Origin of the sequence: Candidatus Palauibacter sp. (genome assembly GCF_965237495.1) — a bacterium.
Lineage (GTDB): Bacteria > Gemmatimonadota > Gemmatimonadetes > Palauibacterales > Palauibacteraceae > Palauibacter.
The window spans coordinates 416,383-431,474 of the sequence record NZ_OZ250143.1; the positions used below are offsets into that span (position 1 = coordinate 416,383).

General features: G+C 69.9%; 12 protein-coding genes. 7 read left to right on the forward strand and 5 right to left on the reverse strand.

The genetic code is table 11. From position 1 onward, the window contains the following. Positions 1-63: 63 nt before the first annotated feature. Positions 64-1,407, reverse strand: coding sequence for an MBL fold metallo-hydrolase (locus ACPXY0_RS01765; protein ID WP_423927893.1), 1,344 nt, complete (start codon positions 1,405-1,407; stop codon positions 64-66). Positions 1,408-1,515: 108 nt separating this feature from the next. On the opposite strand from ACPXY0_RS01765, the gene ACPXY0_RS01770 reads away from it, so the two are divergent. The 3 genes from ACPXY0_RS01770 to ACPXY0_RS01780 all read left to right on the forward strand — a co-directional run bounded on the left by ACPXY0_RS01770 (position 1,516) and on the right by ACPXY0_RS01780 (position 4,709). After that, positions 1,516-2,781 (forward strand): hypothetical protein, encoded by a 1,266-nt coding sequence (locus ACPXY0_RS01770; protein ID WP_423927895.1) that lies wholly within the window; start codon positions 1,516-1,518, stop codon positions 2,779-2,781. A 157-nt stretch (positions 2,782-2,938) separates the two neighbouring features. After that, entirely contained in the window at positions 2,939-4,108 is a 1,170-nt protein-coding gene (locus ACPXY0_RS01775) for a hypothetical protein (protein WP_423927897.1), read from the forward strand. Positions 4,109-4,238: 130 nt separating this feature from the next. Beyond that, positions 4,239-4,709, forward strand: coding sequence for a DinB family protein (locus tag ACPXY0_RS01780; RefSeq protein WP_423927899.1), 471 nt, complete (start codon positions 4,239-4,241; stop codon positions 4,707-4,709). 17 nt (positions 4,710-4,726) lie between these two features. Here ACPXY0_RS01780 and ACPXY0_RS01785 read toward each other — a convergent pair whose 3' ends face one another. Then, entirely contained in the window at positions 4,727-5,011 is a 285-nt protein-coding gene (locus ACPXY0_RS01785) for a FeoA family protein (RefSeq protein ID WP_423927901.1), read from the reverse strand. A gap of 137 nt (positions 5,012-5,148) precedes the next feature. Between ACPXY0_RS01785 and feoB the strand changes: the two genes are divergently transcribed. After that, positions 5,149-7,074 carry a ferrous iron transporter B gene (gene feoB / locus ACPXY0_RS01790; RefSeq protein ID WP_423927903.1) on the forward strand — a complete coding sequence of 642 codons (1,926 nt, stop codon included), beginning with the start codon at positions 5,149-5,151 and terminating at the stop codon, positions 7,072-7,074. 19 nt (positions 7,075-7,093) lie between these two features. On the opposite strand, the gene ACPXY0_RS01795 is transcribed toward feoB, so the two are convergent. Further along, entirely contained in the window at positions 7,094-7,234 is a 141-nt protein-coding gene (locus ACPXY0_RS01795) for a hypothetical protein (protein ID WP_423927905.1), read from the reverse strand. 134 nt (positions 7,235-7,368) lie between these two features. Here ACPXY0_RS01795 and surE point away from each other — a divergent pair, with 134 nt between their 5' ends. Next, entirely contained in the window at positions 7,369-8,280 is a 912-nt protein-coding gene (surE, locus tag ACPXY0_RS01800; RefSeq protein ID WP_423927907.1) for a 5'/3'-nucleotidase SurE, read from the forward strand. 25 nt (positions 8,281-8,305) lie between these two features. Here surE and ACPXY0_RS01805 read toward each other — a convergent pair whose 3' ends face one another. Both ACPXY0_RS01805 and ACPXY0_RS01810 read right to left on the reverse strand, forming a co-directional pair. Beyond that, entirely contained in the window at positions 8,306-9,346 is a 1,041-nt protein-coding gene (locus tag ACPXY0_RS01805) for a deoxyhypusine synthase family protein (protein ID WP_423927909.1), read from the reverse strand. Between the two features lie 60 nt (positions 9,347-9,406). Beyond that, positions 9,407-11,122 carry an amidase gene (locus ACPXY0_RS01810; RefSeq protein WP_423927911.1) on the reverse strand — a complete coding sequence of 572 codons (1,716 nt, stop codon included), beginning with the start codon at positions 11,120-11,122 and terminating at the stop codon, positions 9,407-9,409. Positions 11,123-11,305: 183 nt separating this feature from the next. On the opposite strand from ACPXY0_RS01810, the gene ACPXY0_RS01815 reads away from it, so the two are divergent. After that, positions 11,306-12,880: a serine hydrolase domain-containing protein gene (locus ACPXY0_RS01815; protein WP_423927913.1), complete on the forward strand. Its 1,575-nt coding sequence runs from the start codon at positions 11,306-11,308 to the stop codon at positions 12,878-12,880. A gap of 92 nt (positions 12,881-12,972) precedes the next feature. Next, positions 12,973-14,979, forward strand: a complete 2,007-nt coding sequence (locus tag ACPXY0_RS01820; RefSeq protein WP_423927915.1) for a CocE/NonD family hydrolase — start codon at positions 12,973-12,975, stop codon at positions 14,977-14,979. The last annotated feature ends 113 nt before the right edge of the window (positions 14,980-15,092 follow it).

The following is a 15,092-nucleotide window of genomic DNA, read 5'->3' on the forward strand; positions in this document are numbered from 1 at the left end:
CTCCGCTGAGGGTAGTCCGTCCGCTCGGGCGCTATCGCGTCTCCGCGGCGCCTGGTCCCCGCTCTACCGCGCCGCGCAGGCCGACATTTCCGGGTGTGCGGTCCAGCGCTCGAAGGCCTCGCCGCCGGCCGCCAGTTCGACTGCGGTCGACCCGCCGGAGGCCAGATCCGTCCGCTCGGTGGGCCCGAGTTCCGTTCCCGTGGAGAGGTGGACTTCGACCCGCACCGCGCACAGGGTCTCACCCGTCGTGTTCTCTACGGTCCCCGCGAAAGCCTCGCGCGCCGGATCGTACGAGAGGACCAGCCGCGCCCCGCGACGCGTCGCGTCCCAGGTCTCGGCCCGCCCGAGGTATTCGCCCGACTCTTCGCCTTCCTCGCCCTTGCCGTGCCCGCCCTCACCGCCGTGCTCACCGCCGCCCTCGCGGCCTTCGCCGTCGTGCTCGCCGCGGACCTCACGGTCTTCGCCGTGCTCGCCCTCACCTTCCTCGCCGCTCTCCCCGACGCCGGCGGCGGAGAGCTTCCGGTGCATGCCGCGCACGTTGAGTTCGCGCCAGTCGTCGTAGCGGTCCCAGTGGCTGTAGTCCTCCAGGAGGACGGTGGCGGCGGTCTCATCCTCGCTCAGCCCCGCCTCGACCGCGTCGCGCACGGCCGCGTCAAGGTCCCGGTAGTAGGTGAGTTGCCGCTCGATCGTGGCCCGGTCTCCCGACGGCCCGTGTCCGAACACGATGGTCTCGAACGGGATCTCGAGCAGGCCCTCGATCGCCCCGAACATGTCCGGGAAATGGAAGCTCGCGAGGTCCTGGTACCCGAACCGGTCCCGCGACACGAAGTCCACCGCGAAGGCGAGGCCGTGCGCCGGGAGGAAGGCGACCGCCATGTCGTCGCTGTGGCTCCGGCCCAGGTAGTGGAGTTCGATCTCGCCGTCCGCGAGCGTCATCGTCTCGGCGAAGGTCGAGGTGGGCGGGGGAAGGTCGGGGTCGGCGGCCTCCCGCAGCGGGGCGTCGGCGTTCTCGTGCGCGTAGATGGGGACGTCCGCTCCGAAAGCCTCGCGCAGCACCTCCGCGCCCGTCGCGTGATCCGCGTCCCGGTGGCTGTAGACGATGGCCGCGAGTTCAGCCTCGGGCGCGACCCGCCGGATCTCCTCCGCGTACGTGGCGGCCGCCTCGACCGAAATCGGATCGAAGGCGACGACACCCTCGGAGGTGGCGACGAACAGGGCGTTGTGCCCGATCCAGCGGAACTGGTACACCCCCTCGGCGACCTCCGTCGTCTCGAACTGCGCCGGCGCGTCGCCCCCGGCGCTCTCGCCGGAAGGGGGTTCTCCTCCTCCGCAGCCGACCCACGCGGCTCCGGCGATGAGAGGGATCAGAGGGATGGCCGTCGGACCGGCTGAGAGCTTGCGTGTCATATCAACTATCTCCATAGTAAGTGGCGTCGTGATGGCGTCCTCCGGGACAGCCCCGCCGCGCCGACGACCTCACGTTGAACAACCTAAGCCAGTCGCAGGGAGACGGGGATGCATCGGAAATCGCGATCACATGCCATTCGCGGAACGTGGCTCACCGGAGGGCTCGTGGTCGTGCTGGGAGCCGCCGGCCTCCGGGCCCAGGAGGTGGTCGATCTGCCGGCGGAGGATCTTCCCCTCTCGCCGGACCTGGAGTTGGTGTACCGGATCGGGTCGGCCGCGGCGGAATCCGAATGGGAACAGTTCTCCGGCATCCGGAACGTAGGCTTCGACGGCGCGGGCAACCTCTACCTGCTGGACGGGGCGGGGATGGGGGCGGCCTCGCGCGTCGTCGTGGTGGATGCCGCCGGTCGATACGTGAACGACTTCGGCCGTTCGGGCGACGGACCCGGCGAGTTCCGCGCGGCGACGCAACTCGTCGTGTGGGCGGACGGGCAGATTCTCATCGAGGACATGATGCATCAGGCCTATCACGTCTTCGACCCCGGCGGCGAGTTCGAGCGCATGGTGAGAGAAGCGGGCGCGGGCGGGGGCTTCGGCATCTCCAGTCGCCCCGGCCTCCGACCGGAGCGGAACGGCGCTCGCACGCTGATCGGCCGGGACGGGCGCACGATCCTCCGCGTCGACATGTCGACGGAGGAGGTCACGGAGCGGACGCTGGTGGAGCCCTGGACCCCACGCGGGCAAGAGGGGCAAGGCCCAACCACCGGCGAAATCGAGGATCTGATCGACGAGGTGTGGGGATTCGAGCCGAACGTCCTGTTCGACGCGCTGCCGGCGGGCGGGGTCGCGTTCTCGGACTCCTCGGCGTACGCCATCAAGCTCACCGATCCCGCAGGCGCCGTCGAGCGCGTCCTGCGCCGACCCATACGGCCCCTGGTGGTGACGGAGGAGATGAGACGCGCGGAACGCGAGCGCCGCATCGAGGCGCAGCGGAACCGGCAGTTCACTTCGATCACGGGGGGGGAGCCGCCCCCGGAAGTCCAGACGCTATTCAGCAGGATGAGAACGGCTCAGACGGCGGCGGTCGAGAACATGCGGTTCTTCCCCGAAGTGCCGGTGATCGCGGCCGTACGCTCCACTTGGGATGGAACCCTGTGGGTGCAACGGAGCACTGAGCCGGGCAGAGAAGAACCGGGCCCGATCGACGTGCTCGCGCCGGACGGGCGTTACGTGCGCACGCTCGCCCCCGGCGTCGCCGCCCTGCCAGACATGCCGGACGCCTTCGGTCCCGACGGTCTCGTGGCCTTCATCGAGACGGACGAGTTCGACGTTCCGGTCATCACCGTGAGGCGAATCCCGGCCGAGATCCGCTAGGCACCAGCTGCCCCTGAGCAACCGCGCCCGGAGATCCTGTGTCACAGCAGTGAGGTGTCCAGGATCTTGGGTCGTACGCCAAGACAAGGGGGTTGCCGTGATGAGCCGGAGGTCACGACCAGGTAGCACATGCGGAACGCTGCTGCACGGAGGGTTCGTGATCGCGCTTGGAGCCATCGGCCTGCAGGCGCAGGAGGTGGTCGATCTGCCCGCCGAGGATCGCCTCCTTTCATCGGATCTCGATCTGGTGTACCGCATTGGATCGGCCGCCGCGGGACCCGATTGGGAGCAGTTCTCGGCCATCCGGGGCCTCGCGTTCGATGCCGCGGGCAACCTCCACGTGTTCGACGCGACGGGAGGACCGGGGGGGCCTGCCCGCATCGTCGTTGTGGACGCAGCGGGCAGGTACGCGGGCGAGTTCGGTGGTCCCGGCGACGGTCCCGGCGAGTTCCGGATGCCGAGGCAAATGGTCGTGTGGGCGGACGGACGCGCGCTCGTCGAGGACATCATGCACATGGGATACCACGTGTTCGGTCCCGGAGGCGATTTCGAGCGCATGGTGAAGGGAGAGGCGGGTCGCGGCATGCGACCCCAGCGGGGACCCGACCCCCAGACCGTGGTGGGCGCCTCCTGGCACGACTCCCCCGCCGGAATGCGCCCCATCCTCCGCTTCGACCTGTCGTCGGACCAGGTGAAGGAAGAGACGCTGGTGGAGGCCTGGGCGCCGCGTGCACCGGAGGACGACGCCGAGGACGCGGAGGAGTGGGGGTTCGCGCCGGAACTGCTGTTCGATGTCCTGCCGTCGGGCGGGGTCGCGTTCTCGGACTCCTCCGCCTACGCCATCAAGCTGACCGATCCCGCCGGCACGGTATCCCGTGTGCTGCGTCGACCCCTCCGTCCGATGCCCGCTACGGAAGCGATGAGACGCGCGGAGCGCGAGCGCCGACTCGAAGCGCTGCGGAACCGGCCAGGCACCATCACGGGGCAGCCGTCGGCCGAGGATATGGCGTTTATGAACGCCCTGATCGCGGCTGACCCGGCGGCGGTCGAGAACATGCGGTTCTTCTCCCAGGTGCCCGTGGTTGCGGCCCTGCGCACCACATGGGACGGAACCCTCTGGGTGCAGCGGAGCACGGCGCCCAACGCAGACGCGCCGGGCCCCATCGACATCCTGGCGCCGGACGGACGCTATGTGGGCACCCTGGCCTCGGGTCTCCTCGCCATGCCGGACGCCTTCGGTCCCGACGGCCTCGTCGCCTTCATCGATACGGACGAGTTCGACGTTCCGGTCATCACCGTGCGGCGAATCCCCGTCGGGATCCGCTGAACACTTCTCCGGCCAGCCCGGTCAGCCCCGGCCAGCCCAGCCAGGTCGGCCAAATCTCGCTTGACAACCCGGCGGCTACGAAGCATCGTCTTTACGTCCGAATAAAACCCGAATATCGACGGAGCACTCAATGTCACACGCCGAACGCCTGGCCGCGGATCTCGCGATGTCCGTGAAGCTGTTCAAGAAGACGCTCGAGACCTTCGACGAGGACGATTCCGGGTTCGCGCCGCAACCCGGGCTCTTCACCGTCGCGGGCCACGTCGCGCACGCCGCGGGGACCGTGGACTGGTTCGTGGACGGGGCGTTCGGGGAGGGGTGGGACATGGATTTCGAGGGTCACCTTCAGGAGGCGCGCGCGACCACGTCGCTGGCGGACGGGATGACGTGGCTGGATCACGCCTACGAGCGGGCGATCGAGGTCATCGGCTCCGCCTCGGACGACGAACTGAACGTGCCGATCGGGGATCCGCGGATCATGGCAGGCCAACCGTGCGGGGCGATCGTGAACGGGATCGCGGATCACACGGCGCACCACCGGGGCGCGCTGACGGTCTACGCGCGTCTGCTCGGCAAGGTGCCGGTCATGCCGTACGCGTAGGGAGCTCCAGGGGGCGGCTAGACCTCGCGCACGAAGAGCTTCGCGGCGGATTCGCGCCGCAGCGCGAGGAGGGTGCCCTCGACGGAGATGATGGGGTCTCCCGTGGGGGAGTTGCGGACGCGGCTGAGCCGGCAGCCCGGCAGGATGCCGCGTTCGAGCAGCGGTTCGACTTCCTCGTTCGGGGCGTCGATGCGCTCGAGTTCGACCGCCTTCCGCAGCGGTACGTCCATCAGCGACATGCGCGAGCCGTGCCCGGAGTCCGGGGTCGCCGGCACTTCGGCCGTCGCGAGTTCGCCGTTCAATCTTCCATCCTTCGCGCCATCCTTCACGCCGGGTTGACCCTAACCTGGTTTGACCGTCGACGGGCAAGATAGTAGCGTCTTCTCCAGTTGAGAACCAGTCTCAACTAACGATAATCGTTATCGGTTGTGTTCCCTTCATGTCCCCAGTCGCGACCTCACCACGCGCGGATCGCAGCCGCCGCACGGATGTCCCGGGTTCCGGGCCGCCGGTGGTCGCGCTCATCGGGCCGCCGAACTCGGGCAAGACGACGCTCTTCAACCGTCTGACCGGGCTGCGGCAGAAGGTCGCGAACTACCCCGGCGTCACGGTCGAGAAGCACGTCGGCCGGGCGCGCTTCTCGTCGGGTCTGGAGCTGGACATCGTCGACCTGCCGGGGGTGAGCGGGTTCTCGGCGCGTTCCCCGGACGAGCGGATCACCCGCGACGTGCTGGAGGGGCGGATCGAGGGGCTGCGAGCGCCCGCGGCGATCGTGCTCATCGTCGACGCGGTCCGGCTCGACACCCAGCTCATGCTCGTCGGCCCCGTGCTGGAGCGGGCGATCCCGACGCTCCTCGTGCTGAACATGGCGGACGAACTGGAGGCGGGGGGCGGCGGCCTCGACGACGGCGGCCTCGCGGCGGCGTTCAACGTGGAGGTGGCGCGGACGGACGCGCGGACCGGGCGGGGCGTCGACGCGGTGGCCGACTTCCTGGACCGGGTGACCGTCCGGGCGGCGGGGCGCTCGCCCGCCGGGCCGGAGGCGGCGAGTTCGTCCGGGCGCGCCGGACTGCCCCTCCTCGACGCGTTCACCCGCCGGCGCGAGGCCGTCCAGCGGGCGCTCGCGGCCGCGAAGTACCGCTCGGCCGGCCCCCCCAGACTGACGCAGCGTCTCGACGCGATCGTCCTGCACCGGATCGCGGGGCCGGCGCTGTTCCTCGTGCTCGCCGCGCTCGTGTTCCAGGCGATCTTCACCTGGGCCACGCCGATCATGGATGGGGTGGAACTCGGGATCGCCTCCTCCGGCCAGTGGGTCGCGGCCCGTCTGCCGGCGGGCTGGTTCCGCGACCTCCTCATCCACGGCGTGTGGGCGGGGGTGGGCTCCGTCCTCGTCTTCCTCCCCCAGATCCTCATCCTTTTCCTCTTTCTGGGGATCCTGGAGGACTCCGGCTACATGGCGCGCGCGGCGGTCATCGCGGACCGGATGATGCTGCGCGCCGGGCTGCAGGGGCGGGCGTTCCTGCCGCTGCTCTCGGCCTACGCGTGCGCGGTCCCGGCGATCCTCTCCGCGCGCACGGTGGACGACGAGCGCGACCGGCTCGCCACGATGTTCGTCACCCCGTTCATGACCTGCTCGGCCCGGCTGCCCGTGTACGCGCTCCTCATCGCGGCGTTCATCCCCGAACGACCGCTCCTGGGGCCGTTCGTGGGCACCCGTGCGGCGACGATGCTGGGGCTCTACGCGCTGGGCCTCGCGGCCGCGGTGGGCACGGCCTTCCTCCTGCGGCGCACGGTGCTGAGGGGGAAGCCGGCCGGGTTCGTGATGGAACTGCCGCCGTACCGGATCCCGTCCCTGCGCTCGCTCGGGCTGCGCCTCCTGGACCGGAGCAGGATCTTCCTCCGGAGGGTCGGCAAGATCATCCTCGGCGTGACCGTCGTCCTCTGGGTCCTCGCCCAGTTCCCGCGCATCGACGGAAGCCCGCCGCCCATCGAGGAGAGCGCGCTCGGACGGATGGGGCAGGTGATCGAGCCGGCCATCGAACCGCTCGGCTTCGACTGGAGGATCGGGGTGGGTCTCGTCGCGTCGCTCGCCGCGCGCGAGGTCATCGTCGGGACGCTCGGCACCATCTACGGGATCGAGGACGGCGACGAGACATCCCTCGAACTGCGGGCCGCCCTGCAGCGGGATCTGGACTTCGGGGGGGCGGTCGCCCTGCTCGTCTTCTTCGTGTTCGCGCTTCAATGCATGTCCACCGTCGCGATGATGAAGAGGGAGACGGCCGGCTGGAAGTGGCCGCTGGCGCAGTTCTTCTACATGCTCACGCTCGCCTACGTCGGCGCCCTGGCCGCGAACCAGCTACTCTGAAGCCGGTGCCCCATGCCGCTCAGACGGCGTCTTCTCGCCCCGAAACGCAAGCCCCCTCGCGGAAGAAGCGGGGGTAGAGCAGGGCGTTGGCGAGCGCCACGACGTTCAGCAGCACGACGAGCCCGGCCAGCTTCGCGGTCGTGTTCGCGGTTGTGTTCACGTTTCCCTCTCACGGCTGGGACTCCGAGGCGTCCGCGGAGGCTCGCGGGTGTTCCCGTGGCCTGCCGCGGGCGAGACTATTCATCCGGAGATCCCGGAACAACACATGACACGGGGAAGAGAAGGGGACTGCCGATGAAGGCCAGGGAAGCGACAACGCGGGCGCTGATGGCGGTCACGTGCTGCGGAACCCTCGCGTGCGGCGGTGGGCCGGCGTCGGAGGCTCCAGCGGCGGCCGCGGACGATACGTCTCCGTACCACATCCTCGTCACCAACGACGATGGGATCGAATCGCCCGGCATCCAGGAACTCGCGGCGGCCCTGGGCGCGGTGGGCGCGGTGACGGTCGTGGCTCCGTGCGGCGAACGAAGCGGGAGCAGCATGTCGATCCTGCTGGGCCAGGGGATCCAGCTCCGCGCCTACCCGGAAGGGGGAGAGTTGGCGGGCCGGTGCGTTGACGCCACTCCGGCGGGCGCGGTTCTCTTCGCCATCGACGCGCTGGCGCCCGAATCCGGCTTCGACGTGGTCGTGAGCGGGATCAATCGCGGGGCGAACGTCGGGGATGTGTCGCACATGTCGGGCACGGTCGGGGCCGCGATGATGGGGGCGTACCACGGGATACCCTCGGTGGCGGCCTCGCTGGGGGACGGCTCGGCCGGGTACGGATACGCGGCCCGCGTCGTGGCCCGTTTCGTCGACGAACTCCGGCACCGGCGGCCGGACCCCGGCCTCGTGTACTCGGTCAATCTGCCCCGGGGGACGGAGGCCGACACGCGCGGCGTCGCCGCACGGACCATGGGCGGGAGCTACCTCCGCGTGGAATACGAGGAAGTCACCGGGGCGGAGGCGACGGAGGCGACGGAGGGCATGCGCGTGTTCCGCCCTCGATTCGAGGCTCCGGACCCCTATCCGGCCGGGAGCGATACGGAGGCGTACGACAGCGGCTTCATCACGATCACTCCGCTCCGCTTCGACTGGACGGATCGCCCGACCATCGAGGAGCTGGAGGGCTGGGATCTCGAGGGCTTGGCCCGGGACGGGGGATGACGGGGGATAAGAGGGGCCGGGCCGTTCACCAACCCAGGACGTAGCCGAAGACGAGGGGCGCGACGATCGTCGCGTCGGACTCGATCACGAACTTCGGCGTGTCCACGTCCAGCTTTCCCCAGGTGATCTTCTCGTTGGGGACGGCGCCGGAATACGAGCCGTAACTCGTGGTCGAGTCGCTGATCTGGCAGAAGTACGCCCAGTAGGGGCAGCGGCGGCGCAGGTCCTGCCGGATCATCGGGACCACGCAGATGGGGAAGTCGCCCGCGATTCCGCCTCCGATCTGGAACATCCCTACGGGGCCGGCGTCGGCGCCCCCGCGCCCGCCGAGGGCCGCGTCGTGGTCGGTGTCGATCGCGGGCAGGTCCGCCAGCGCCCGGCCCGTACTCGCGTGGGCGTACCACTCCGCGAGGGCGGTCATGTATTGGGTGCCCCCGCGCACGGGTCCCGGACGGCTCAGGGCGCCGCGGAGTTGTTCGGCCGCGAACACGTTGCCCAGCGTGGAGTCTTCCCAGCCCGGCACGAACAGGGGGAGGTCGGCCTCCGCCGCCGCCACCAGCCAGGAATCGGCGGGATCGATCTGGTAGCTGCGTGCGAGGGTGCGGTCGCGGATCAGCTGATAGAGGTACTCGTGGGGGAGGCGTCGTTCGTCCGCGGCGTTTGCGGCCCGCCACAGTTCGAGTAGCGGAGCCCCGACCGCGCGGAACGCCTCGGCCTCGGGGATGCAGGTGTCGGTGACCCGGTTGAGGCCCCGACGCTCGAGGTCCTTCTCCTGCTCCGCGGTGAGCGCGCGCCAGTCGGGGATGCGCCGGTAGTGGTCGTGCGCGACGAGGTTGAACAGGTCCTCCTCGAGGTTCGCCCCGGTGGCGCAGATGGCGTGCACCTTCCCGGCCCGGATCATCTCCGCCAGGGAGAGGCCGAGTTCCGCCGTGCTCATGGCGCCGGCCAGCGTGAGCAGCATCTGGCCCCCGCCGTCGATCAGGTCGCGGTAGCCCCGGGCCGCTTCCCGCAGCGTCGCTGCGTTGAAGTGGCGGTAGTGCCGATCGATGAAGTCGCTGAGCGTCACGGTCTGCGCCGTCGCCGGAATCGTCGGTGTCGTCGGTCTTGGCGGTGTCGCCGGTCGCGCTCAGACCTGCACGGAAGCCTGGAACGTCGGCGGCCGCCGGTGGTTCGTCGTCTGCTCGAAGGCGTAGGCAAGCCGGACCAGCGTCGCCTCGCTCCAGGCGCGGCCGCACATCGACATCCCGATCGGAAGGCCTCCGATGAAGCCCATGGGGACCGACATGTTGGGGTAGGCGGCCATGGCCGGCGGCGTGGAGCACCCGCCGCCGGCCCCGCCCGAGGCGTCGAGCGGGTCCTGCAGGGCGGGGATGCCGGCCGTGATCCCGACGAGCGCGTCGAGCCGGTGCTCGCCCATGGCCCGGTCGATCCCCTCGTCGCGCGAGAGCCTGTGGCTGGCGGCCAGCGCGTCGATGTAGCGCTGGTCGGTCAGCGGACCCCGCTCCTGCGACCGCACGTGGAGTTCCTGTCCGTAGAGGGCGAGTTCGAGGTCGTGGTTCGCCTCGTTGTACTCGATGAGTTCTGCGAGGGACTTGATCGGCGCCCCGGGCCCGAGCGAGGCGAGGTACGCGTTCAGGTCGGTCTTGAACTCGTGGTACAGCACTTCCATCTCGTGCTCGTTCCCGAACCGCAACTCCTCGGGCAGCGTGACGGGGTCGACGACGGTCGCGCCTTCGGCCCGCATCACGTCCAGTCCCTCCTCGAACAGGGCGTCGACGCGGCTGTCGAAGCCGGCGTACTCGCGCAGGACGCCGACGCGGGCGCCGTTCAGGCCGCCCGGGTCCAGCGCGCCGGTGTAGTCGGTCAGGAAGTTGCCCGCGCTCGCGGCGGTCAGCGGGTCGCGGGGGTCGACGCCGACCATGGTGCCGAGCATGATCGCGGCGTCGCGCACGGTGCGGGCCATGGGGCCGGTGCTGTCCTGGCTGTGGGCGATGGGGATGACCCCGCCCCGGCTGTGGAGGCCGATCGTGGGCTTGATGCCGACGAGGCAGTTGCGCGACGACGGGCCGACGATCGAGCCGTCGGTCTCCGAGCCGATCGCCGCGACCGCGAGATTGGCCGCGGCGCCCGCCCCGGACCCGGAACTCGACCCGCCCGGGGTACGGTCGAGCGCGTACGGGTTGCCGCAGAAGCCGCCCCGGCCGCCATCCCACCCGCGGCCGCTCCAGCCCGAGGCCCCGAACTCGAACGACTTCCAGCCGGCCCACTCGCTCATGTTCGCCTTGCCGAGCAGCAGCGCCCCCGCCCCGCGCAGCCCCGCGGCCACGAACGAATCCTGCGGCGCGATCGATCCGCGCAGCGCCGTCGACCCGGCGGTCGTCGTCATCCCGTCCGCCGTATCGATGTTGTCCTTGAGGAGAATCGGGATGCCATGCAGCGGCCCCCGCGGGCCCGCGGCCTGGAACTCGCGGTCGAGTGCATCGGCGATCTCGAGTGCGTCCGGGTTCACCTCCAGCACCGCGAACAGACGCGGACCCTGCCGGTTCAGCGCCTCGATCCGCTCCAGGTACATCTCGGTGATCGAACGGCAGGTGTACTCGCCCGTTCGCATCCCCTCGTGCACTTCGTCGATCGTGATCTCGTCGAGCGCGAAGTCCGGCACGCCGGCCGCGCCCCCGCCCGCGGCCCCTTCTCCCGCGGCAGCACCGCCCGGGGCTCCGGAGTCGCCGCCGCCGGCCGCGCACCCGCCCAGCGTGACGAACGCGCCCGCCGCCGCGCCGGCCCGCAGGAAGGTGCGCCGATCGATTTCGGACATGTGGGACATGTCGGAGATATGGGACATGGTCGTTCCCGCCGTGTCTGGAGGTCCGGCCGGGGGGGCTGCCGCCCGGCCCGTCGCTTCATGGACGCATCATGGAAGCCGCTTCGCCCGGCGGTCAATGAGCCGGCAGCATTGACGCCCGCCCGCGCCCGGCTCCACCGTCCACGGGCTCGGCACCGAAGCCGCCCTCCGGAGGAGACGCGTATGAAGAGGTCCGTCCGATATTTCCGCCGCCCGCGACCCGCGGTCCTGGGTCCTGGCGTCCTCTGTTTCGTCGTCTCGGGGTTCGTCCCGACCGAGACCGGGGCCCAGACCACGCCCGACTTCGCGTCCGTGCGGAGCGAGATCCGGAGCGCGCTCGTGGCCTGGGACGAGCCCTCGATGGCCGTGGCCGTCGCCGTGGAAGGCGAGATCGTGTGGGAGGAAGGGTTCGGGTGGGCGGACCGGGAGCGGCGGATCCCCGCCACGGAACACACGATGTATTCCCTCGCATCGATCTCGAAGCCGATCACGGCGACGGGTCTCATGGTCCTGGTCGAACGCGGTCTGATCGACCTCGACCGGCCCGCCAACGACTACCTGGGTCCCGCGAAGATCGACGGACGGGCTTTCGACGCGGGCCGCGCCACGGTCCGACATGTGGCGAGTCACACGGCCGGTCTTCCCCTCCACTACCAGTTCTTCTACGAGGACGAGCCGTACCGGCGGCCCCATATGGACGAGACGATCCGCCGCTACGCCAACCTGGTGACGGCGCCGGACGAACGGTGGAACTACTCGAACCTCGGCTACGGGATCCTCGACTACATCATCGAGCGCGTCTCGGGGCAGTCGTATCCCGACTTCATGCGCGACGAAGTGTTCCAGCCGCTGGGCCTCACCCGGACCTCGGTCGACATCGGCCCCGGCCTCGAGGAGTTCACGGCGACCCGCTACGCGACGGACCAGAGTCCGATCCCGTTCTACGACTTCGACCATCCCGGCGGCTCCGCCGTGTTCAGCAGCGCCCACGACCTCGTCCGCTTCGGGATGTTCCACCTCGGCCACGATCTCGGGTATCAACGGAGGATCATCTCGGACGCGGCGATCGAGGCGATGCGGCGGCCGATCCGGGAGAGCGCCCCCGGGGACGCGTACGGGCTCGGCTGGGTGATGCGGGAGCTTCCGGGCGGCCTCCGGCTCCAGCGACACGGCGGCGGGATGGGCGGCGTGCGCACCGAACTCGCCATCGCCCCGGAGGAGAACGCCGCCGTCGTCGTCCTCATGAACTCCGCGTCGCCCCTCACCGGCTACGTGTCGAATCTCATCTGGCATACGCTGTACCCGGAGGCCGTGCCGCCGCCGCCGCCGCCGGAACTCCCCGACGCCCACCGCCTGGAGCGCGAGGGCATCCTCGAGGACGCCGGGGACGGGGCCGCGCTCCTGATCGAGTTCACGCCCATGCCGGATCTCGTCGGGGACTGGGTCGGCGAGGTGCACACGCACCTCGGCCCGCACCGCTTGGCGCTCGCGATCGACGACGGCGGCCGCGCCCACGTCCAGCTGGGGGACCAGCTCTGGACGCTGCTCAACAACGCGCGCTTCGACGGCGAGTATCTGCGCGGCGGCTTCAAGGGCGACATCGGCACCGGGGACGCGAACCGGACCGACTACGTCCTCTCGTTCGAACTCCGGCTCAGGGGCGTTGTCCTGAACGGTTCGGTGACCGCCATCACGCTCCCCAACGTGCGGCTCGGCAACGCGCTCACGCACTGGGCGGAGCTGCGGCGGCGTCGCTGAGGCCGCAACGGGTTCCGCTCCCGGCGACGGCGATCCGCGAAACGATCCGTGACACGACCCGAGAAACCGCCTGCGGAAAGAAGAGGATGGAGATGAAGCGATCGGACCGGCCGGACCGTCGATTCGGGATTGTCCTCGCGCTCACGCCGCGGGCGTTCGCGCGGCGGGCGTCCGCGCTGTCGGGGATCGCTCTGTGTATGGTCGCGTGCGGGCCGCAGGGGGATGCCGCCGACGTGCCGCCCGCGCCGCCCCCGGCGCAGGCCGAAGCCGCCCAGACCGAGGCCGCGGCGGTCGCGGCGGCGCACCTCGACTATCTCCAGGCGAACTACGAGAAGTCCGAGCACATGGTCCCGATGCGCGACGGCATCGAGTTGTACACGATCGTCTACGCCCCCCGGGATCCGTCGCGGGAATACCCCATCCTCCTCTTCCGCACTCCGTATTCCATCGGCCCCTACGATCCCGGCGCGTACCGAAACCCGCTCGGACCTTCGACGGAGTTTGACCGGGCCGGGTATATCTTCACCTTCCAGGACGTGCGCGGGCAGTTCAGGTCCGAGGGCGCGTTCGAGGTCATCCGTCCCCCCGCGCCGGAACCCCGCGGCCCGACCGACACCGATGAGATCACGGACAACTACGACGCGATCGAATGGCTGCTGGCGAACGTCGAGAACCACAACGGCCGCGTCGGGCAGTGGGGGATCTCCTACCCCGGCTGGCAGACCGTGATGGGGATGGTGGACGCGCACCCGGCGCTCGTCGCCGCGTCGCCGCAGGCATCGCCCTCGGACATGTTCATCGGGGACGACTGGCACCATAACGGCGCCTTCCGGATCATGTACGCCTTCTCCTGGCTGTCCGGGAACGCCCGCCGCCGCGACGGCCCCACCGAGACGCGCGGCGCCCGCTTCGACTACGGCACGCCGTCCGGATACGACTTCTTCCTCAACGCCGGGTCCGCCGCGACGGTGGACGAACTCTACTTCCACGGCGACATGCCGGCGTGGCGCGACTTCATCGAGCACCCCGACTACGACGAGTTCTGGCAGCGGCAGAACGCCCTCCGCTACCTGGACGACGTCCGCCCCGCGACGCTGAACGTGGCCGGCTGGTTCGATACCGAGGATTTCTACGGTCCGATGTCCATCTACCGGACGGTCGAGGCGGAGAACCCCGGCCTCGAGAACACGCTCGTCGTCGGCCCGTGGCTGCACGGGGGCTGGGCCCGCATGGACGGCGACTTCCTCGGCTGCATCGCCTTCGATACCAAGACCTCGCTCCACTTCCAGCGCGAGTTCCAGTTCCCCTTCTTCGAATATCACCTGAAGGACGAGGGCACCTGGGACGCGACGGAGGCGAACGTCTTCCTCACGGGATCGAACGAATGGCGCGCCTACGATTCATGGCCGCCGGCCGGCGGGACCTCCACGAGTCTGTACCTGGGTTCGGACGGAACGCTGAGCTTCGAGCCGCCGACCCAGCCCGGGGACAGCGCCGCCGACACCTACGTCAGCGATCCGGCCAACCCCGTGCCGTTCTCGGCCGAGGAGCGCACGACACTCGGCCATCTGTGGAAGGTCGAGGACCAGCGCTTCGCCTCGGAGCGCCCCGACGTCCTCGTCTACCAGTCCGAACCCCTCGAGGAGGACCTCACGATCGCCGGTCCGATCGGGGCCGAGGTCTTCGTCTCGACGACGGGGACGGACTCCGACTGGATCGTCAAACTGATCGACGTCTATCCCGACGACGCCCCGCCCAGCGCCAACTGCAACGTGCCCATGGGCGGATACCAGATGCACCTGGCCGGCGAGATCATGCGGGGGCGGTTCCGGAACGACCTCGAGGACCCCGAACCGATGGTGCCCGGGGAAGTGACGAGAATCGAGATCGATCTCAGGGACCGCTTCCACACCTTCAAGGCCGGGCACCGGCTCATGGTCCACGTCCAGAGTTCGTGGTTCCCGGCCTACGACCGCAACCCGCAGAGGTTCGTGGACACGTACCGCGCGTCGCCGGGGGACTATGAGATCGCGACCCAGATCGTGTATCGATCCGCCGAGCACCCCTCGCGGCTTGTCCTCGGCGTCCTGCCGCGGTAGCCGCCCCCGCCAGACGTTCCCGCGGGAACGTCTTCGGCCACTCGCGGCTCTTCCGCGGGACTCGCCAGAGGCACAATGTGCGAGCGACCATTCACGACGATAACGGAACGACA

Coding starts and splice junctions, on each gene's coding strand:
- ACPXY0_RS01765 (WP_423927893.1), bottom strand. CDS start 1,407: ATGACACGCAAGCTCTCAGCCGGTCCGACGGCCATCCCTCTGATCCCT.
- ACPXY0_RS01770 (WP_423927895.1), top strand. CDS start 1,516: ATGCATCGGAAATCGCGATCACATGCCATTCGCGGAACGTGGCTCACC.
- ACPXY0_RS01780 (WP_423927899.1), top strand. CDS start 4,239: ATGTCACACGCCGAACGCCTGGCCGCGGATCTCGCGATGTCCGTGAAG.
- feoB (WP_423927903.1), top strand. CDS start 5,149: ATGTCCCCAGTCGCGACCTCACCACGCGCGGATCGCAGCCGCCGCACG.
- surE (WP_423927907.1), top strand. CDS start 7,369: ATGAAGGCCAGGGAAGCGACAACGCGGGCGCTGATGGCGGTCACGTGC.
- ACPXY0_RS01810 (WP_423927911.1), bottom strand. CDS start 11,122: ATGTCCCATATCTCCGACATGTCCCACATGTCCGAAATCGATCGGCGC.
- ACPXY0_RS01815 (WP_423927913.1), top strand. CDS start 11,306: ATGAAGAGGTCCGTCCGATATTTCCGCCGCCCGCGACCCGCGGTCCTG.
- ACPXY0_RS01820 (WP_423927915.1), top strand. CDS start 12,973: ATGAAGCGATCGGACCGGCCGGACCGTCGATTCGGGATTGTCCTCGCG.